The sequence below is a fragment of the Flavobacterium sp. RSSB_23 genome (genome assembly GCF_051547145.1).
In the GTDB taxonomy this organism is placed as follows: Bacteria; Bacteroidota; Bacteroidia; order Flavobacteriales; family Flavobacteriaceae; genus Flavobacterium.
The window spans coordinates 425,633-445,789 of sequence record NZ_JBPTTO010000002.1; the positions used below are offsets into that span (position 1 = coordinate 425,633).

Consider the following 20,157-nt stretch of genomic DNA (forward strand, 5'->3'; position numbering starts at 1 on the left):
ATTTAGTTATTTAATAGTGATTTTAGTTCTCCTTTTGATTTTATAAGTTTTATTTCTGCTAGAATATAATCTAGTATTGCTGATGTGTAATTGTTTTGGGCTTCTGTTGCGGCATTTTCAGCATCTAATAAATCTGTTAATGAAGCCAATCCTTGTAAATAGTTATTATTGGTGTTTTTTAGGATTTCTTCTGCGAGACGCATGTTTTCTTTTTGGTTGGTTATAGTGATAGTGCTGTTTACAATTTGAGTATTAGCATTTTTATAATCTAAATCCATTGCCAATTGAGTGTCTTTGATATCTTCTTGAATGGTTCTCAGCTCAACATCTGCTTGACTCACTTTTGCTTTGGTTCCAAAACCTGTAAAAATGGGTATTCTTAAGTTTAGTGTTACTGATGAGAAATCGGACCAATAGACTCCGTCCGTTGGCTTTTTAAACCAAGGCATTTCAGGACCTTGACCTATATAATTGTAATTTGCAGCTAACGAAAGTGTTGGATAATATCCTGCTAATGCAGCTTTCTTTTGATAGTTAAGTAATTCTTCTTGTTTTTTTAGTAATACAATTTCTGTTCTGCTATCTGGATTTGGAGCGGCGCTCAAGTCAACTGGTCTTATTTTGAAATCATTGTTTGGGAATTCTAACTTTGTAGCAATAGGCATTCCAATGAAAAACTTAAGGGTGTTTTCTTGTAACTGCATTAGATTCTCAATTTGTTGTTTTTGTGTGGTTACATTGGTAATTCTCACATTCATTCTATCCAAGTCAATTTTTTTAGCCAAACCATTTTCAAACTGTCCTTTTACAATATCACGTGCTTTTTCAGTCGTTTTGAAAGTGTTTTCCAGGAGTGTTAGTTTCTGGCGTAATACATAGATTTGGTAGTAATTATTTGCTACAGCCTCAATAACTTGTTCTTCTGTGAGTTGCTCATTAATTTGATAAAATTCTCTTGTGGATTTTGCTGCTTTCAAACCTGTAAAAACAGATTGGTCAAATAATGCTTGAGTCAAAGAAAGTGTTCCTACAGAATTCCATTTTTGACCAAAAACCGCTTGAATTGTTGTTCCTGGTTGGCCAAACGAACCTCCGTCGATTACGTTTGTTTGTAAAATAGGATTGTAAGTTAAACTACCATTTGCCGAAATTTGAGGTAGTGCTCTTGAACGAACCTCTTGAATTTGGTATTCGCTATTTTCGACTTTTAACTTTGCTTTTTTTGCATCTGCTTTATTTTCTAAAGCATACACCAATGCATCTTGTAAAGTAAGCTTCTTTACTTCTTGTGCTTGAAGATTAATCACAAGTAAAAAGACTGTGAGTATTGAAAGTGGGTATTTCATAGGTTAAAATTTGTTTGATACGTAATTGATTAATGATTATATGATGGAGTGATTTTCTAATTGTTTTTCTAGTTCAATAATTCCAGCTAAAGTTGCCATAGCTCTAATGTGGTATTCAAGTGCTTCTAATTCTAGTTGTTGGGCTTCTTTTTCGGAAATTGTATTCCCGTTGATTTCAAAGACCAGTGTATAATAGAACTTCACATAGGTTTCTACAGGTATATCCGAACGGTACAACCCTTCTCTAATTCCTTTTTCGATGTTTTGTTTAAAAACGGTATTGCACTCATTGACTTCTCTATCAACTAGTTTGTTGTAGATTTCTGGGTAATGTTTTTTTAATTGATACATTGGAGAGGTATCACCAGCATTGAACATCTCTTTGAACATTTTTCGGATTTCAAAATTTTCCTGAATGGCATTATGGTTTTGTTGCACAATGGCGTTAATACTTTGGTGCACTTCTTTGTGCATGACTTCAGTACTTTCTTCGATTAATATTTCTTTGTTGCAGAAATATTTATAAATAGTTTTTTTTGAAATACACATTTCTCCGGCTATATCATCCATTGTGATGCTTTTGAAACCTAGTTTCAAAAACAGTTCACCTGCTTTAGCCATTATTTTTTCTTTCATGAGTATTATAACTTTTTATGCTATTTGTTGTTGTGATGTATGTTGGATAGGTTGAGACAAAAGTAAATTTAAAAACTTGTTTAAAATACTGATTATCAATTTTTTAATATTTCAAATTCTAAGTTGGCTACCAATTTAATATCTTGACCAATAGAAATTCCGCTATGCTGATAATTGTTATTGTACCACAAATCAAAATCACTTCGTTTTATTTTGGCAGTAACCTCTACTGATGCTTTTTGTTGGCCATCATAATTATGTATACCAATGAATTCGGTGTCTAATTCTAGTGTTTTGGTGACATCTTTGATTGTCAAATCACCTTTTATGAAATTGATGTTTTTATTTACTTTCTGAAAAGAAGTCGATTTGAATCGGATGGTAGGATGCGTTTCTACGTCAAAAAAGTCGCTTAGTTTGGCATGAGAATCCATTTGCTCCATTTTGCTGTAGTTGTTATTTACATCCAATGAGAATTCTACTGCTGCATCTTCTATAGTATCTTGGTCCATAACTACGTAGCCGCTGAAGGAGTTTGTGTTGCCACCCAAATACGCTATAACTGAATGTCTTGCTTCTATCAATACGTCGGATTGATTAGAATTGATGGCCCATTTTGGATTCATGAGGGTGTGGTTTAATTTGTTTTTGGAAACTTAGTTGTTTTACTATTTATACAAATAACTAAACATTTTGACGAGGCAAATATAGAAAGGAAACTTTAGATACCAAAAAAGTTTCCGTTGTATTTCGAGTTTCCATCGTTTTTAACAATCTAAAACGTTTTCGGTAATCAAAATTTAACAATTGTTACACATGAAATTAATGAGCACAAGCATTTTTTCTAGTGATATTATGTTCCTGAATTGTATCTTTGGTGCTTTGCTAATCGAATATATACAGTCATGCAGTCAGTTTCCGCGTATCAGTCCTTTTTTGTTGCTTATTTAGAAAATCAAATTATTCTAAAAGAACCTCGTAATCTTTATGACCCAATTCAGTACATATTGTCATTGGGCGGAAAGAGAATGCGACCTGTTTTGACTTTAATGAGTGCTGAGATATTTGATGTTAGTTATGAAAAAGCGCTTCCAGCAGCAATGGCAGTTGAGGTTTTTCATAATTTTTCTCTAGTTCATGATGATATTATGGATGCTGCTCCTTTGCGAAGAGGAAATGTAACGGTTCACGAAAAATGGGATACAAATACAGGTATTTTATCTGGTGATGCAATGTTGATTTTAGCCTACCAATATTTTGAAAAATACGAACCAAAAATATTTCGAAAATTGGCCAAATTATTCAGCAAAACGGCTCTCGAAGTTTGTGAAGGGCAACAATGGGACGTTGATTTTGAAACAAGAACCGACGTTACGATTCCTGAATATTTGAAAATGATTGAATTCAAAACAGCCGTTTTAGTAGCAGCTGCGATGAAGATGGGAGCGATTATTGCAAAAACATCCAAAACCAATGCTAAGCTTATATATGAATTTGGTTTGAATTTAGGAATTGCATTTCAATTGCAAGACGATTATTTAGATGCTTTTGGTGACCCTGCAACCTTTGGCAAACAAGTAGGTGGTGATATTATTGAGAACAAAAAAACCTTTTTGTTTCTAAAAGCAATGGAGTTTTCGAATGCTACTTTACAAGCCCGATTGTTGTATTTATTTACTGAATATGCTGATAATGTTGAGGCTAAAATTGAGGAAGTGAAGCAGATTTTTAATGAAAGTGGTGCGTCTCAAGCGACTCAAGATGCTATAAAAGAGTTTACTCAAAATGCATTTGAGACACTAGAGAAAATGAATATTGATGCTGATAAAAAAGCTTTATTGCAATCTTTTGGCGAAAACTTAATGCAAAGGAAAGTATAGAGCCACAATCAATACCAATTTTAATGCATTCTTTCAAATAGTTTCCTTATGTATGTAGCTCCAAAAAATACCGATTTACTTCTGACTCAAGCTTCTGTTGAAAATTTGTATTTGAAATTGGTGGAGCAAATTAACAAGGATTTTAATTTGGCTAATGAAGGTATAGATTTTCCGATGAGTATTGCGCCTGAAGAACTCAAAATTCAATTGCACGAAAAAATTTACCGACTCATTCAGTATAAGTTCGCCGAATATTTAAACCTACTTTATATTATTGATGTGCCAGAAAACGAAATCAAGCAACTCGATGGTTCAGATATTGTAGAATTAGCAGGACAAGTTTCTTTTTTGATTCTGAAACGAGAATGGCAGAAGGTGTGGTTTAGAAATTATTATCGTTAAATCCTAGAAATAAACCCTCACAAACGGCATATAGGCTTCACTATAAATACTCTTGCTGTCGTCGTGTAGCACATCGTAACGAATTCCAAAAGTAACATTGTTAGTTCTAAATCCAGCTCCTAGAAACAAGGCTGTATTCCAAAAATTATCAGAAGCCAAGTTACCAGTAATGGTTCTGAAGTCAGTATTGAATCGCAATTGTTCTAGTTCTGCCGATAACTGAATTTCTGGAATGGGGTTTACCAATCCAATTAAACTTCCACCATAAGTATAGGTTTCATAACTGTTTTTTGCTTTTATATATCCAAATTGTAAACTAGCTCCTAAGGCCACATATTGATTTAAGTTATAAATAGCGCTTGGTGAAATAGAAATGTCAGTAAATCCTGAGCCAAAATTCAATCCAACACCTCCACCAAATTGAATGTTTTTGCTAAAAGTATTCGAATTGGATTGTTGCGCATACATCGATTTCGTAAAACTAAAGAGTACAAAAACCAAAATGGCTTTAAATGCCGTAAAAAAACTATATTTTTTCATAATATTAGGTTTAATTTAACAAAAACAGAGGTAAAAGTAAGCAAAAAAATGAATTAGTTATAACTGTTTATTGTACTTTTGTCGGACTATTTTAAAAATACATTCAAACAATATTATGGATAGGTTTTCATTTTTAAACGCAGCACATACCGAGTTTTTTGCACAATTATACGATCAGTATTTAGAGAATCCAGATAGCGTTGAGCCAAGCTGGAGAAGTTTCTTTCAAGGGTTTGACTTTGGAATGACTACTTACAATGAAGAGCAAGCTGTTAATCAGGTTGTTACTACTACAGTTCAAGCTTCTGGCGATTCATGTTCTGTTTCTAACGCTCAAGTTTCTGAGAAATTACAAAAGGAATTTAAAGTAATCAAATTAATAGAAGGGTACAGAACTCGCGGACATTTATTCACGAAAACAAATCCTGTTCGTGATCGTCGTGTGTATTCACCATCTTTAGATATCGAAAACTTTGATTTACAAGCAGCTGATTTAGATATCGTTTTTGATGCTGCCAAAGTAATTGGTGTAGCGCCATGTACTTTGCGTGAAATTATCGGGCATTTAGAAAAAATCTATTGCCAACATATTGGTATTGAATACGTATATATTCGTAAACCAGAAGTTGTAGAATGGATTCGTCAAAAAATCAGAGTGAATGATAATCAGCCTAACTTTTCTGCTGATGAGAAAAAAGTCATTTTAAATAAATTAAACCAAGCCGTTTCTTTTGAAAACTTTTTGCATACTAAATATGTAGGACAAAAACGTTTCTCTCTAGAAGGTGGGGAGTCAATAATTCCTGCTTTGGATACATTAATAGAAAAAGCAGCAGAAAAAGGAGTAGAACAGTTTGTAATGGGAATGGCACACCGTGGTCGTTTGAATGTTTTAGCCAATATTTTCGGAAAGTCTACTCAAGATATTTTTGGAGAGTTTGATGGTAAAGATTATGACCAAGAATATTTTGATGGTGATGTGAAATACCACTTAGGATTAACAGCCGACAAAGTAACCCGTTCAGGAAAGAAAATCAATATCAATTTAGCGCCAAACCCTTCACACTTAGAGACGGTTGGTGCAGTTATAGAAGGAATTACAAGAGCAAAACAAGACAAGTATTTTGCAGATGATTTCTCTAAAGTATTGCCAATTGCAGTACACGGTGATGCCGCAATTGCTGGTCAAGGTATATTGTATGAAATCATTCAAATGGCGCAATTGGATGGTTATAAAACCGGAGGAACCATTCATATTGTAATCAACAATCAAGTTGGTTTTACTACCAATTATAATGATGCACGTTCATCAACTTATTGTACGGACGTTGCTAAAGTTACCTTATCTCCAGTATTACACGTTAATGCTGATGATGCAGAAGCAGTAGTACATGCAATGTCATTTGCTTTAGACTTCAGAATGGAATTTGGTCGCGATGTATTTATTGATTTGTTAGGATATAGAAAATATGGTCATAACGAAGGAGATGAGCCAAGATTTACACAGCCAGTTTTATATAAAATCATTGCAAAGCATCAAAATCCAAGAGATATTTATGCTTTAAAATTATTATCTGAAGGGGTAATTGACGCTTCATATGTTAATGAACTTGAAAAAGAATACAAAGCAGTTTTAGAAAGTAATTTAGAAGCATCCCGTAAAAAAGATTTGACCATCATTACTCCATTTATGCAAAATGAGTGGACAGGTTTTGAACAAGTTTCAGACGATGTAATGTTGCAAAAAGTGGATACAACAGTAGCAAAAGAAACTTTAGATTCAATTATAGCAACCGTTTCTACATTGCCATCCGACAAGAAATTCATTAACAAGATTACCAAAATTGTTACGGATAGAAAAACAGGTTACGATAATGACACTATCGACTGGGGAACTGCAGAAGCATTAGCTTTTGGTACTTTATTGACAGAAGGATATGACGTTCGTATATCTGGACAAGACGTAGAAAGAGGTACTTTTTCACATCGTCACGCTGTAGTAAAAGTAGAAGATTCAGAAGAAGAAGTGATTTTGTTGAATAATGTAGCAAATAAAAAAGGACAATTCAATGTTTTCAACTCGTTCCTTTCTGAATATGGTGTTTTAGGTTTTGATTATGGATATGCCTTAGCAAATCCTAATGCCTTGACAATTTGGGAAGCACAATTTGGAGATTTCTCAAATGGTGCACAAATTATGATTGACCAATATATCTCTTGTGGAGAAGACAAATGGAACAATCAAAACGGAATCGTGATGTTATTGCCTCACGGTTACGAAGGACAAGGAGCGGAACATTCTTCTGCAAGAATGGAGCGTTATTTACAATTGTGTGCGCGTCATAATATGTATGTGGCCGATTGTACAACACCAGCCAACTTCTTCCACTTGTTGAGAAGACAAATGAAAACGAAATTCCGTAAACCATTAATTGTATTCTCTCCGAAAAGTTTATTACGTGACCCAAGATGTGTGTCTACAGTAGAAGAATTCACTAATGGTGGTTTCCAAGAAACTATCGATGACACTACAGTAAATAAAGCAGATGTGAAAACATTAGTTTTTTGTACAGGTAAATTCTATTATGATATTACAGCAGAAAGAGCTAATAATGGTAGAAATGATGTGGCTGTTGTTCGTATTGAGCAATTGTTCCCATTACCAATCGAGCAGTTAAAAGCGATTATCGCTCAATATCCAAATGTAGACGATTATGTTTGGGCACAAGAAGAACCTAAGAATATGGGGGCTTACACGTATATGTTAGCTAATTTTGATTTGGTAAAATGGAGATTAGCATCGCTTAAAGCATATGCGGCTCCTGCATCAGGAAGCTATACTCGTGCTAAACGTCGTCACGCAGATGCAATTAGAATGGTATTTGACAAAAATTTATTTAGATAAAAACGTTTGTGGTTTTTAGTTTTTAATAAAAAACAAACCAGAAACCATAAGCCTTAAACTACAAACAATAAACTAACAGAAGATGATTTTAGAAATGAAAGTCCCATCACCAGGGGAATCCATCAAAGAAGTAGAAATAGCCACTTGGTTGGTAAAAGATGGTGATTATGTAGAGAAAGATCAAGCGATTGCTGAAGTAGATTCAGATAAAGCTACCTTAGAGTTACCAGCAGAAGCAAGCGGTGTAATTACCCTTAAAGCCGAAGAAGGTGACGCAGTAGCAGTAGGCGCTATTGTTTGTTTAATTGATACTGGAGCAGCAAAACCATCAGGTGCAGCACCAGTGGCAGCAGCAGCACCAGTTGCCGAAGCTCCAAAAGCAGAAGTGAAAGTTGAAGCTCCAAAAGCAGCTCCAGCAGCTCCAAGTTATGCAGCAGGCACTCCATCGCCAGCGGCAAGAAAGATATTAGATGAGAAAAATATAGCTCCAGAAACCATTGTTGGAACTGGAAAAGCAGGTAGAATTACTAAAGAAGACGCGATAAATGCAGTACCATCTATGGGAACTCCAACAGGAGGTTCACGTGGAGTAGAGCGTACCAAATTGTCTATGTTGCGTCGTAAAGTATCTGAGCGATTAGTAGCTGCCAAAAACGATACGGCAATGTTGACTACTTTCAATGAAGTAAACATGACGCCTATCAACAATTTACGTAACGAGTACAAAGATGCTTTCAAAGCAAAACACGGTGGAGTAAGTTTAGGCTATATGTCTTTCTTTACCAAAGCGGTAACTAGAGCGTTACAATTGTATCCAGACGTCAACTCTATGATGGATGGTGATTACAAAGTGGCTTACGATTTCTGTGATATTTCTATCGCAGTTTCTGGACCAAAAGGTTTAATGGTGCCAGTAGTTCGTAATGCAGAAAACTTGACGTTCCGTGGAGTTGAAGCCGAAATCAAACGTTTGGCCTTGAGAGCACGCGACGGACAAATCACTGTAGATGATATGACAGGAGGAACTTTTACCATTACTAATGGTGGTGTTTTTGGTTCAATGTTGTCTACTCCAATTATCAACCCTCCACAGTCAGGAATCTTGGGAATGCACAACATCATCGAGCGTCCAATTGCTGTAAACGGAAAAGTTGAAATTCACCCAATGATGTACGTAGCTCTTTCTTATGACCACCGAATCATCGACGGACGCGAGTCAGTTGGTTTCTTGGTAGCAGTGAAAGAAGCATTAGAAAATCCAGTGGAGTTGCTTTGCGATAACAATCCTAAAAAAGCATTTGAGTTGTAGTCAATTCCATTTTAAATACACAAAATCCCAAATTCCAATACTGGTTTTTGGGATTTTTTTTATAATCATAATTTTGAAATAGAAAAGCCTAAGGTTTGTTTTACCTTAGGCTTTTTGGTTCAATTTAGTCCTTTATTAACTTCATTGTTTTTACAGCATCTTCTGCTTTTACTCTTAGAAAGTAAACCCCTTTTGGAAAATTAGATAAATCAATTTCAGCATGTAAACTGTTTATTTGTTTTACTAAAAGTTTTTCTCCTTTAATTGAAATTAGGAGTACTTCTTCAATAACTGAAGTATTTGATAGGGTAAGAATGTTTTTTACTGGATTTGGATAGTATGTGAAATTCTTTAAAATTAAATCGGTAGTTCCTAAAGTATTAAGCTTTGCAGTTACAGCCAGTCTTTCTTTGCTTTCGATTCCGTTTATTGTTTGCGAAGCATAATAAGTAGTTCCGTCAACAATGATTGTTGTTAATGGTAAAGTTGTTTCAGAAGCTTTTTTATTTTTTCCTGAAGATGGAGAGGCATTGCTATACCACTTAATGTTTTCGCCTGGAATTATTAAATCTCCAAGGGTTTGCCCTTGAGTGAAGTTTTGAATGGTAGTATTGCTGCCATTTACAAGAGGAGCCGGAGTGTTTATAGTGAAAATTGGTGAGATAAAGATACAGTCATTTGTGTCCTTAGTTGTTATAGTATGCGGACCAGGAACTAAGTTACTAAAAGTATTGCTTTGTTGAGGAATAGTAGAATCATCTAAGTAATAAGTATAAGTGCCGTTTCCTCCAATTGTGGTTGCCGTTGCTATTTGATTGATTGTTGAAATAATGGTTTGCAATTCAGTTGGTTCGACTAAAAAAGTTGTAGATGTAGTCATACAGTTTAAATCATCTTTTACAGTTATGTTGTAAGTTCCAGCTACAAGATTTGTAAAAACAGGACTCGGTCCAAAAGTCACTCCATTGTCAATCGAGTAGGTATATGGTGTTTTTCCTCCAGAGGCATTAACAGTAATTGAACCATCGCTATTACCATTGCAACGAACAATTGTTGTTGTAATTGTAGTATTTAAAGGAGCTAAAGGCGAAATAGTGGTATAGTTTAAGTCGATACAGCCATTATTGTCCTTTACATAGATTCCGTACGTTCCTGCGCTTAAATTATCAAAAATGGCATTTTGTACATATGTAATTCCGTCTTTTGAATACGTGTAAGGAGCGGTACCTCCCGTTGCAATAACCGTTATTGTAGCATTACTTATGCAGTTTATAGGTGTAGTAATGCTTGAGGAAGCTATTAATGGTGTAGGTTCTGTTATGATTGCAGAGTATGGCATCGAAACAATGTTATTGGCATCTTTGACTTCTATGGTATAACTGCCTGGGCTTAAGTTTGTAAACAGATTATTGCTTTGAAAGTTTGGGTTTGGTAATAATCTATAGCTATAGGGTGCCGTTCCTCCTGTTGCCATAATTAATATTTGTCCAAAGTTCGTGCCATTACATGGTGATTGAGTAGTGAGTGGTGTTACTGTTATTACTTGTGAATAAAAAGTAGAATACATTAAAAAGAACAAGTATAGTAAAGTTTTCTTCATAGGTATATATTTGTTAAATAGGAGTCCTAGAAACAAATATAGTATATTTTACAAGAAATTACTTTAAATACAAATAATGATTATAGTAATCAATAATCCCTTTGCCTTTTAGGAGAATATCGGCGCCGATAATGCCGTGAACGGGTTTGGCTTTGTGTTGGGTAAGTGCTTCGTTGACGTGCGATAAGTCGAAAATCACTAGTGCGGCATCATCGGTTTTCCAGCGGCCTAGTTGCAGTTTGTTGTCGGTAGAAAGTTGGGTTAGCATTCCAGTAGCGCCTGCGCCTGCGGCTTTGGTTTTGGATTTTTTGGCCTTTAACTGAAAGAAATCGATGCCTTCAAAACCTACGCAACTGCTTGAAGCGCCAGTGTCGAGTATGAAATTACCCGCAATACCATTGATTTTGGCTTTGACCAATAAATGCTGGGTTTTAATGATTTTGAATCGGATTTTTTGGTAGTTTTCGGTTTGTAAGATTGCGTGTAGATTTTCCATAATAAAAGTGCCTTTTCAAAAGTAGCCTAAAAATTTTAAAACTACTAGGGCAAAACGCTAACTTTGTCCCGCAAAAATGATACAATGATACTTACTGATACGCATACCCATTTATATTCTGAAGAATTTGACCAAGACCGAGGCGAAATGATACAACGTGCCATCAATGCTGGCGTTTCTCGTTTTTTTATTCCAGCTATTGACTCGACTTGTACTCAAGCAATGTATGATTTGGAACAGGATTTTCCAGAGAATGTTTTTTTGATGATGGGCTTGCACCCAACTTATGTGAAAGACAATTACGAAGCCGAGTTAGCGCATGTTGCTTCCGAACTATCCAAGCGAAAGTTCTACGCCATTGGTGAAATAGGCATCGATTTGTATTGGGACAAAACGCATCTTAAGGAGCAACAAATTGCTTTTAGACAACAAATTCAGTGGGCTAAGCAATACAAATTACCTATCGTTATTCACTGTCGTGAGGCTTTTGATGAAATTTTTGAAATTCTAGAAGAAGAGAAAAGTCCAGAATTATTTGGAATATTCCACTGTTTTTCGGGAACCTATGAGCAAGCATTACAGGCCATTTCTTATAATATGTTGTTAGGAATTGGTGGTGTAGTAACGTTTAAGAACGGAAAAATTGACCAGTTTTTAGACCGCATTGATTTACGCCACATTGTACTCGAAACAGACTCGCCTTATTTGGCTCCGATTCCCTTTCGCGGCAAGCGAAACGAAAGCAGTTATGTGGTGAATGTAGCAGCAAAGTTGGCTGCAATTTATAACTTGAGTGTAACCGAAATTGCTCAGATTACAACAGAGAATTCGAAACGCATATTTGGGATTTAAGCCGAAAAGTACCTTAAGTTTCCGTTTTTTTTTGTTCTTTTGTTCCCATTAAAAATGAAAATCAAAATGCAAAAATTTGACTCCATTCGGCCATTTTATGATACCGAAGTAAACGATGCGCTATCCGATGTGATTCAGCATCCGATGATGAAAGCATTAATGAATTTTTCTTTCCCTGATGTAGCAGATGAGGTATGGAAGGAACAACTCAAGAGAACCCATTCTATTCGTGATTTTCAATGCAATTTTATTTACCAATCGGCACGTAAAATTTTAGAGAAAAGCTCTGAAGGGTTAACGACTTCTGGATTTGAGCATTTAGAAAAAAACACTTCGTATTTGTTTATTTCGAATCACAGAGATATTTTACTAGACACCACTTTACTCAACGCTACACTATTCGAACACGGATTGGTGATGACGGCTTCGGCCATTGGAGATAATTTGGTTAAGAAATCGTTCCTAAAAATATTAGCCAAACTCAATAGAAATTTCTTGGTACTTCGTGGACTTTCACCAAGAGAAATGCTGCAAAGTTCTAAGTTGCTTTCTGAATATATCAAGCAATTGTTGTTGCACGAAAACCGTTCGGTTTGGATTGCGCAACGCGAAGGAAGAACCAAAGACGGAAACGACGCTACCAATCCTGGGGTTTTGAAAATGTTGGGAATGGCTTCGGAGGATAAAAATGTGATGGAGTATTTTAAGAAAATTAAAATTGTACCCGTTTCTATTTCCTATGAATACGACCCAACCGATGTACTCAAAATGCCACAATTGATGGCAGAAGCAAATAATGAAATCTATGTTAAAGAGAAAAACGAAGATTTTCAAAACATTTTAAGTGGTGTTTTAGGGCAAAAAAAGCGCATTCATATTCACATTGGAAAAGTTATTGATTCCGAAATTGATACTATTGTAGCCAATGAGGAAAATGCCAACAAACAAGTTTTAGCCTTGGCACAAACCATAGATGATGCGATTTTGACGAACTATAAGTTATGGCCAACCAATTTTATTGCCTACGATATTTTGCATAAAACGAATCAATATTCACATTTGTACACGGAAAATGAAAAATCGTTATTCGAGCGTCGTTTAGAAATGCGAATCGACCACGATAATCCTGTTCTTTTAGAGGGCTTTTTGTCGATGTATTCAAATCCAGTAGTTAATAAATTAAAATATACCGATGCATTCTAATACCAAAATACTTTTGATTTATACCGGTGGAACGATTGGTATGCAAAAGGATTTTGAGACAGGTGCGCTCAAAGCCTTCAATTTTAGTAAGCTTTTGCAACGCGTTCCAGAATTGAAATTATTGGATTGTGCTATTGAAACTATTTCTTTTGAAAATCCTATCGATTCCTCGAACATTAGTCCAAAAAGTTGGGTAGCTATTGCCGAAGTGATTGAGCAAAATTACACAGCTTTTGATGGTTTTGTGGTATTACACGGTTCAGACACGATGTCGTATTCTGCCTCTGCCTTGAGTTTTATGTTGGAGAATCTAGGAAAGCCAGTAATTTTTACAGGCTCTCAATTGCCCATCGGAGACTTGAGAACCGATGCAAAAGAAAACTTGATTACCGCTATACAAATTGCATCCTTGCAAGAAAATGGGAAACCAGTGATTACAGAAGTCGGTTTGTATTTTGAATACAAATTGTACCGAGGTAATCGTACAACAAAGATTAGTGCGGAACATTTTAATGCTTTTACTTCGCCTAATTATCCTTTTTTGATAGAATCAGGAGTGCATTTAAAGGTCAATAAAGATTTACTGCTGCCTTTAGATGAAAACCAACCTTTGCGCGTTCATAAGGTATTTGATACCCAAGTGGTGATTCTAAAAATGTTTCCAGGAATCAATCAAAAAGTATTGGAAACACTAGTGCATATTCCTGATTTGAAAGGTATTGTTCTAGAGACTTATGGTTCTGGAAATGCCCCCACGGAGGAATGGTTTATTGAATTGTTACAACAAGCCATCATTTCTGGGATACATATTGTAAATGTTACGCAATGTTCTGGCGGAAGTGTCAATATGGGGAAATACGAAACCAGTTCAGAATTGAAAAAGATTGGTGTTATTTCTGGAAAAGACTGTACGACAGAGGCTGCGATTACTAAGTTAATGCATCTTTTGGGGCAGAATATTCCAGCGGCAGATTTTAAAAACACCTTCGAAAATGCGATACGAGGAGAAATGGGATAATAATAAGTTTTTCCTTTTGTAACTCATTTTTTTTTATGTTATTTGCAATCCCAATTAGAGAGGTGTCCGAGTGGTTGAAGGAGCTAGCCTGGAAAGCTAGTATATGGGTAACTGTATCGAGGGTTCGAATCCCTTCCTCTCTGCAAAACAAAAATTAAAGCTCCTTTTACAGGAGCTTTTTTTATTTAACTCCATTGCGAAAAGCGTCCTCTTCCTAAAAATGAGTATTTTTGCAGGATGGGAACAAGTGGAACAGCAGAGCGAAAAGGCTATAACAATTACGGTACTTTTTTACGTGAAAAATACAACGGACAAAAGGTATACAAAGTAATTGTAGACGCTGGTTTTAGTTGTCCAAACCGAGATGGAAGCAAAGGGTTTGGAGGTTGTACCTATTGCAACACCGACTCTTTTACCCCAGAACTTTCCCGTAAATTACCCAGCATTACCGAGCAAGTGCTTCAAGGCATAGAAAGAGCCCAAAGAGCCTATAAAGCCGAACGATTTATCATTTACTTTCAACCCAATACCAATACCTATGGGACTGTGGAGTATTTGAAAAAATGCTATGACGAGGCCTTAGCTGCTGCACCCGATGTGATTGTTGGCTTATCGGTTGGTACTCGTCCAGATTGTCTCGATGCTGATAAAGTTGCCTTGCTAGAATCGTATTGTGACCGATGGGATGTAGATGTCGAGATGGGAATGGAGTCCATATACGATACCACTTTGCAGCAAATCAACAGAGGATGTTCTCATCAAGAATTTGTTGATGCGGTAGGGCTTTTTGCTAATAGTCCCATTGATTTGTGTATACATACTGTATTTGGTTTTCCCGGAGAAACCAACGAAATGATGTTGCAGTATGTTCACGAAATTAATCGGTTTCCTCAAATAAAATTTGTCAAATTCCATCATCTGCATATCGTAGAAGGTTCTATTCTTGGGGTGCATTACAAACGAAATCCCTTTCCTCTCTTTACTCTAGAAGAATATACTAATTTACTGTGTCAATTGATTCCGTTGTTGCGACCCGATATCATCATTCAGCGCTTGTTTGGTATTTCAGATTGGGATTTGCTTATCGCTCCGAATTGGGGGCTAAAGAAAACATTGATTCAGAATTATATGGATAAGGAAATTGCTAGTCGGAATATAATTCAAGGTGCTGCGTATGATTTTCAAAACCAATAGAAGTTGGTTGTTGTACTCCGCAATCATTTTGAGTTCAAAGTAGTATATTTGTGTTTTGGCAAAGCCAATGAATAAATCTTGGTCATTCATTTTAACTTCTTGTAGTATGCGCGTTTTTATCTTTCTTTTTGTTTTTTTATCTGGGAGTTTGGCTTTTGCTCAAGATGTGACTGGTAATGAAGAAAAACCTAGGGTCAAAATTGATTCTTTGTATCGAGAGGACCAGTTCTACATTGGAATTACGTACAATACTATGGTCAATGGTCCAGAAAATTATTCGAAAGATAAGATATCTACAGGTTTTACGGGCGGTTTTTTACGTGATATGCCTGTGAACAAAAACAGGACTTATGCTATTGCTGCAGGACTTGGAATGACATACAATAATTACAATCATAACTTTGGGGTGTCTGGCACCAATCAATCACCCAATTATGCTATTTTGGGAGATGGAACCTACAGTACAAACCGATTCACAACGCTTACTGCCGATTTGCCGATTGAGTTAAGATGGCGGGCTTCAACCTTTGAAAGCACAAAGTTTTGGCGTATTTACGCAGGCTTTAAATTGAGTTATTTGGTCTATGACCGTAATGTTTATGATGCCACTCTAGCCAATGTAATTATCCGAAACAATCCCGATTTGAATAAATTGGGCTATGGGGTGTACTTGGCATCAGGTTACAATACCTTCAATGTTTATGTGCATTATGGCGTAAACTCATTATTTAAATCAGGGCAAGTTGGTACTGAAAAAGTACAACTACGAAGTCTTAATCTCGGGTTGATTTTTTATATTTTATAACCAAACTACCAAGAGCAACAACTGCGGAATACTCCCAGACAGAAAGCCAATAATCAATTCCTTTGGGGTGTGTGCTTGCATCACCAATCGTGAGGAAGCGATAACCCCATTCATAAAAATTAGAAAAGGAACAATTAGCGGAAAATGATTGGGATGATGTAAATGCAATCCTGTAACAAATACCGTCAGTGAACTAAAAGCAAGCATATGAATACTCGCTTTTATTTTTGCAAAAAGCAACAAAAGCGCAATTAAAGTACTCATCAAAGCTGCCAAAAAGAAGAAATGCAATTCAAAGTAGCGGTCAATCGTGATGCTTCTTTTTACCAATAGAATGAATAAAAAACTTTGTAAAACCAAAGGAATCTTGCGTTGGTCCAAGTCATAAGCCATCACCGAATCTATTTTGTTGAGTGCTTTGAGTAAAAAATAAATAAGAATGGGCACCACAACCGTTAAAATGGTAATTTGTAGCAAAACAAATCCTTTTTCTTTTAGTTCAAAAAGGGTTTCGTTATAATAAAAATAAAATAACGTCGCCATCAACGGAATAAACACAGGATGGAATAAGTACGAAAAGAAAGGAAGTATTTTTTTCAAAGCATTTGGGTTTTCATCTACAAATATATTTAAAATAGCCTTTTGCGTGTTTTTTTTAACGTTGCAAGAAATATGAAACAACTTCGTTAAATAAAATTAAAACCAAGGTTCGGATTAGTTGTGTTTTACTAATTTTACTTTCAAACTCAATACCTGATGAATCTTACAATTGCTACGATTTCAAAACAAATAAATGCCACGTTTGAAGGAGATGCTTCCTTACTTATTGATGCGATTTCTATCGATAGCCGTTCGTTACAAAACGGACCGCACACTTTGTTTTTTGCTCTAATTGGTCCCAACAACGATGCGCATTCGTATATCAATGATTTGATTCAACAAGGCGTTACTCATTTCGTAGTGCAATACATTCCTGAGCATTGTGAAGGAAAAGCACAGTTCTTGGTAGTACAAAATACGTTAACAGCTTTACAAGAATTGGCGAGTTATCATCGTAGTTTATTTCATTTTCCAGTAATTGGAGTAACGGGTAGCAATGGAAAAACCATCGTAAAAGAGTGGCTCAATTTCTTGCTAAGCCCTGATTATTCTATCATTCGTAGTCCCAAAAGTTATAACTCACAAGTAGGGGTTCCTTTGTCTGTTTTGGCGATTGCCAAGCAACATAATTTCGGAATTTTCGAAGCCGGAATTTCTACCGTAAATGAGATGGTGCATTTGGAAAAAATCATTCGACCCACGCTTGGTATTTTGACAAATATTGGTTCGGCTCACGACGAAGGATTTTCTTCTATTGGCGAAAAAATAAAAGAAAAATTGCAGCTTTTTAAGCACTGTGATTTGTTGATTTATAATAAAAATAAAACCATCGATGCTTTTTTGAAACCGTCATTAAAAACTTTTTCTTGGAGTTTTAAAGATACCACTGCGGATGTTTTCATTCAAAAAACAAGCATTTTAGATAAAACCAAGTTGCATCTTCAACTACAGTCGTATGCTTTTGATATCATTATTCCTTTTCAAGATGATGCTTCTATCGAAAACGCGATTCATTGTTTGATGGTATTGTTGCATTTGGGCTATGATAGAGTGACTATCGAACATCGGATGTATTTGTTGTATCCCGTTGAAATGCGACTAAAGGTCAAAGACGGTATCAATAGCACCACAATTATTGACGATAGTTATAGTTCCGATTTTCAGTCTTTAAAAATTGCATTGGATTTTTTAGAAAGTCAAAAACAATACAAGAAAAAAACAGTGATTTTGTCCGATATTTTTCAGAGCGGATTATCGAACGAAGAATTGTATTCCAAAGTATCGCAGCTTGTTATTTCTAACAAAATTAACCGCGTGATTGGCATTGGAACGACCATAACCGCATTTAAACATAAGTTTGTCAATTGCACTACGTATGCTACTACTGCCGATTTTTTAGCAAAATTGGATAGCGCTACTTTTAGCAACGAAACCATTTTAATCAAAGGCGCACGAAGTTTTCATTTTGAAGATATTGTTGCTGTATTAGAAGAAAAAAAGCACGAAACGGTTTTGGAAATCAACCTCAATGCCATTAGTCATAATCTTAATTTTTTCCGTTCGAAATTGCAACCTTCTACCAAAATGATGGTGATGGTCAAAGCTTTTGGATACGGAAATGGCGGTTTTGAAATTGCCAAATTACTAGAACATCACCAAGTTGATTATTTAGGTGTGGCTTTCGCCGATGAGGGAATTGCTTTGAAAACAGCAGGAATTCATCTGCCGATTATGGTTTTGAATCCCGAGTCTACGAGTTTTTCAGCGATTATTCAACATCAATTAGAACCCGAAATCTATAGTTTGAAAGGCTTGCGTTCCTTTTTGAAAATTGCCGAACAAAAGAACCTAAAGCACTTTCCGATTCATATCAAACTCGATACGGGTATGCACCGATTGGGCTTTGAAAAAGATACCATCGAGGAATTAATCGCGATACTCAAAGACACTACTTTGGTACGAGTAAAAAGTATATTGTCGCATTTGGCCACAAGTGATGACCTAAACCATCAAGCTTTTGTTGCATCTCAAATTGAGTTGTTCGAAAATTTATCCAGCCGTTTGATGTCTGAGTTGAATATTCAGCCCATTCGCCATATTTTGAATACTTCGGGCATTAGTAATTTTCCGAAAGCGCAATACGATATGGTTCGTTTGGGAATTGGTTTGTATGGTGTTTCTAATGATGCCGAAGAACAAAAAGAATTAGAAAATGTGAGTACGCTCAAATCCGTTATTTCACAAATCCGAACGATTCCAGCTGGAGATTCTGTAGGTTATGGGCGTCGTTTTATGGCTAAAAAGCCAACTAAAGTAGCTACAATTCCTATTGGCTATGCCGATGGAATAGCACGACTTTGGGGAAATGAAGTAGGATATGTGTCAATTCATCAGCAAAAAGCTACCATTATTGGAAGCGTTTGTATGGATATGCTAATGGTAGACGTTACCTCAATTGATTGTCAAGAAGGTGATGCGGTGATTGTTTTTGGCGAAAGCCCAACGGTAAATGAAATGGCCGAGAAACTACATACTATTCCTTATGAAATCTTGACCAGTATTTCCCAACGCGTTAAAAGGGTGTTTTACAGAGAATAAATCTGCCCTGAAAAGAGTTCTCTTTTTAGTGGTTTTGATAATTAGTTTCAAAACTTTAATTCATTAACTTTATGTATTATGAAGCTGATTTTCTTTTAGTAAAGAAATAGGCTAATAAATTTTTATTACATTTGAAAGTAATTAATTAATTTAAAAAGAACTGATTATGGGATTTGTTAGTGATTTTAAAGCCTTTTTAATGAAAGGTGAAATTGTAAATTTAGCCACAGCGGTTATAGTAGGTGGAGCTTTTGGCAAGATTGTAACTTCTTTTACAAACGATGTTTTGATGCCACCAATTGGAATACTTTTAGGAAAAGTAGATTTTAAAAACTTAAAATTAGTATTACAAGATGGCGTACCTGCAGTGCTAGAAAATGGAACCGAAAAAGTTCCCGCGGTAGCTGAAGTTGCAATAAACTATGGGGCTTTTATACAAACAATTTTAGATTTTGTAATTATTGGGTTTTGTATTTTTATGGTATTAAAAGCATATGAAAAGACTAAGAAACCCGTAATTGAAGAACCTGCAGCCCCAGCCGGCCCAACTCAAGAAGAATTATTGACTCAAATTAGAGATTTATTAAAGAAATAATACCGCTACACTAGTGTCTAACTTAACCGTCTCTTTTCCCAAAAAGAGGCGGTTTTTTTGTGGCTCAAAAGTAAAAAACAATCAAATTGTTTAAAATATAACAATTTGTTAAAAATTGTGAATCGTGTTGTTTTCTTTATCAGATTACGTACTTTTGTGGCTCAATAATAAGACACTA

General features: G+C 35.7%; 18 protein-coding genes and 1 tRNA gene. 12 read left to right on the top strand and 7 right to left on the bottom strand.

Annotated elements, in window-relative coordinates; genetic code table 11:
• Positions 1-2 precede the first annotated feature (2 nt).
• The 3 genes from ACSVH9_RS05290 to ACSVH9_RS05300 all read right to left on the bottom strand — a co-directional run bounded on the left by ACSVH9_RS05290 (position 3) and on the right by ACSVH9_RS05300 (position 2,608).
• The gene (locus ACSVH9_RS05290; protein ID WP_438062794.1) at positions 3-1,346 is read right to left on the bottom strand and encodes a TolC family protein; all 1,344 of its coding nucleotides are present in this window, start codon (positions 1,344-1,346) and stop codon (positions 3-5) included.
• 36 nt (positions 1,347-1,382) lie between these two features.
• Positions 1,383-1,982: a TetR/AcrR family transcriptional regulator gene (locus ACSVH9_RS05295; RefSeq protein ID WP_159688362.1), complete on the bottom strand. Its 600-nt coding sequence runs from the start codon at positions 1,980-1,982 to the stop codon at positions 1,383-1,385.
• Between the two features lie 95 nt (positions 1,983-2,077).
• A complete protein-coding gene (locus tag ACSVH9_RS05300; RefSeq protein ID WP_438062795.1) occupies positions 2,078-2,608 on the bottom strand; it encodes a YceI family protein in 531 nt (176 codons plus the stop codon).
• Between the two features lie 279 nt (positions 2,609-2,887).
• On the opposite strand from ACSVH9_RS05300, the gene ACSVH9_RS05305 reads away from it, so the two are divergent.
• Both ACSVH9_RS05305 and ACSVH9_RS05310 read left to right on the top strand, forming a co-directional pair.
• On the top strand, positions 2,888-3,862 hold the full coding sequence (locus tag ACSVH9_RS05305; RefSeq protein ID WP_438062796.1) for a polyprenyl synthetase family protein: 975 nt from the start codon (positions 2,888-2,890) through the stop codon (positions 3,860-3,862).
• 48 nt (positions 3,863-3,910) lie between these two features.
• Entirely contained in the window at positions 3,911-4,264 is a 354-nt protein-coding gene (locus ACSVH9_RS05310; RefSeq protein WP_438062797.1) for a hypothetical protein, read from the top strand.
• 3 nt (positions 4,265-4,267) lie between these two features.
• Here ACSVH9_RS05310 and ACSVH9_RS05315 read toward each other — a convergent pair whose 3' ends face one another.
• Positions 4,268-4,804, bottom strand: coding sequence for a hypothetical protein (locus ACSVH9_RS05315; RefSeq protein ID WP_438062798.1), 537 nt, complete (start codon positions 4,802-4,804; stop codon positions 4,268-4,270).
• A gap of 115 nt (positions 4,805-4,919) precedes the next feature.
• Between ACSVH9_RS05315 and ACSVH9_RS05320 the strand changes: the two genes are divergently transcribed.
• Positions 4,920-7,709 (top strand): 2-oxoglutarate dehydrogenase E1 component, encoded by a 2,790-nt coding sequence (locus ACSVH9_RS05320; protein WP_438062799.1) that lies wholly within the window; start codon positions 4,920-4,922, stop codon positions 7,707-7,709.
• Positions 7,710-7,791: 82 nt separating this feature from the next.
• The gene (gene odhB / locus ACSVH9_RS05325; RefSeq protein WP_438062800.1) at positions 7,792-9,018 is read left to right on the top strand and encodes a 2-oxoglutarate dehydrogenase complex dihydrolipoyllysine-residue succinyltransferase; all 1,227 of its coding nucleotides are present in this window, start codon (positions 7,792-7,794) and stop codon (positions 9,016-9,018) included.
• Between the two features lie 124 nt (positions 9,019-9,142).
• On the opposite strand, the gene ACSVH9_RS05330 is transcribed toward odhB, so the two are convergent.
• Both ACSVH9_RS05330 and ACSVH9_RS05335 read right to left on the bottom strand, forming a co-directional pair.
• Positions 9,143-10,618, bottom strand: coding sequence for a T9SS type A sorting domain-containing protein (locus ACSVH9_RS05330; protein WP_438062801.1), 1,476 nt, complete (start codon positions 10,616-10,618; stop codon positions 9,143-9,145).
• Between the two features lie 58 nt (positions 10,619-10,676).
• Complete coding sequence (locus ACSVH9_RS05335) at positions 10,677-11,114, bottom strand: retropepsin-like aspartic protease (protein ID WP_438062802.1); 438 nt, start codon at positions 11,112-11,114, stop codon at positions 10,677-10,679.
• Between the two features lie 84 nt (positions 11,115-11,198).
• Here ACSVH9_RS05335 and ACSVH9_RS05340 point away from each other — a divergent pair, with 84 nt between their 5' ends.
• The 6 genes from ACSVH9_RS05340 to ACSVH9_RS05365 all read left to right on the top strand — a co-directional run bounded on the left by ACSVH9_RS05340 (position 11,199) and on the right by ACSVH9_RS05365 (position 16,186).
• Positions 11,199-11,966 carry a TatD family hydrolase gene (locus ACSVH9_RS05340; RefSeq protein WP_438062803.1) on the top strand — a complete coding sequence of 256 codons (768 nt, stop codon included), beginning with the start codon at positions 11,199-11,201 and terminating at the stop codon, positions 11,964-11,966.
• Positions 11,967-12,032: 66 nt separating this feature from the next.
• Entirely contained in the window at positions 12,033-13,169 is a 1,137-nt protein-coding gene (locus tag ACSVH9_RS05345) for a 1-acyl-sn-glycerol-3-phosphate acyltransferase (RefSeq protein WP_438063033.1), read from the top strand.
• The gene (locus tag ACSVH9_RS05350; RefSeq protein WP_438062804.1) at positions 13,159-14,187 is read left to right on the top strand and encodes an asparaginase; all 1,029 of its coding nucleotides are present in this window, start codon (positions 13,159-13,161) and stop codon (positions 14,185-14,187) included. Before ACSVH9_RS05345 ends, ACSVH9_RS05350 begins: the two co-directional genes overlap by 11 nt.
• A 56-nt stretch (positions 14,188-14,243) precedes the next feature.
• Positions 14,244-14,330, top strand: a tRNA-Ser gene (locus ACSVH9_RS05355).
• A gap of 94 nt (positions 14,331-14,424) precedes the next feature.
• Positions 14,425-15,381 (top strand): TIGR01212 family radical SAM protein, encoded by a 957-nt coding sequence (locus tag ACSVH9_RS05360; RefSeq protein ID WP_438062805.1) that lies wholly within the window; start codon positions 14,425-14,427, stop codon positions 15,379-15,381.
• Between the two features lie 106 nt (positions 15,382-15,487).
• Positions 15,488-16,186 (top strand): porin family protein, encoded by a 699-nt coding sequence (locus ACSVH9_RS05365; RefSeq protein ID WP_438062806.1) that lies wholly within the window; start codon positions 15,488-15,490, stop codon positions 16,184-16,186.
• Here the strand turns inward: ACSVH9_RS05365 and ACSVH9_RS05370 are convergent.
• Complete coding sequence (locus ACSVH9_RS05370) at positions 16,181-16,786, bottom strand: hypothetical protein (RefSeq protein ID WP_438062807.1); 606 nt, start codon at positions 16,784-16,786, stop codon at positions 16,181-16,183. The two genes, ACSVH9_RS05365 and ACSVH9_RS05370, sit on opposite strands and share 6 nt — an antisense overlap.
• Positions 16,787-16,942: 156 nt before the next feature.
• Here ACSVH9_RS05370 and ACSVH9_RS05375 point away from each other — a divergent pair, with 156 nt between their 5' ends.
• Both ACSVH9_RS05375 and mscL read left to right on the top strand, forming a co-directional pair.
• Positions 16,943-19,384, top strand: a complete 2,442-nt coding sequence (locus ACSVH9_RS05375) for a bifunctional UDP-N-acetylmuramoyl-tripeptide:D-alanyl-D-alanine ligase/alanine racemase (protein WP_438062808.1) — start codon at positions 16,943-16,945, stop codon at positions 19,382-19,384.
• A 166-nt stretch (positions 19,385-19,550) separates the two neighbouring features.
• The gene (mscL, locus tag ACSVH9_RS05380; protein ID WP_438062809.1) at positions 19,551-19,979 is read left to right on the top strand and encodes a large-conductance mechanosensitive channel protein MscL; all 429 of its coding nucleotides are present in this window, start codon (positions 19,551-19,553) and stop codon (positions 19,977-19,979) included.
• The last annotated feature ends 178 nt before the right edge of the window (positions 19,980-20,157 follow it).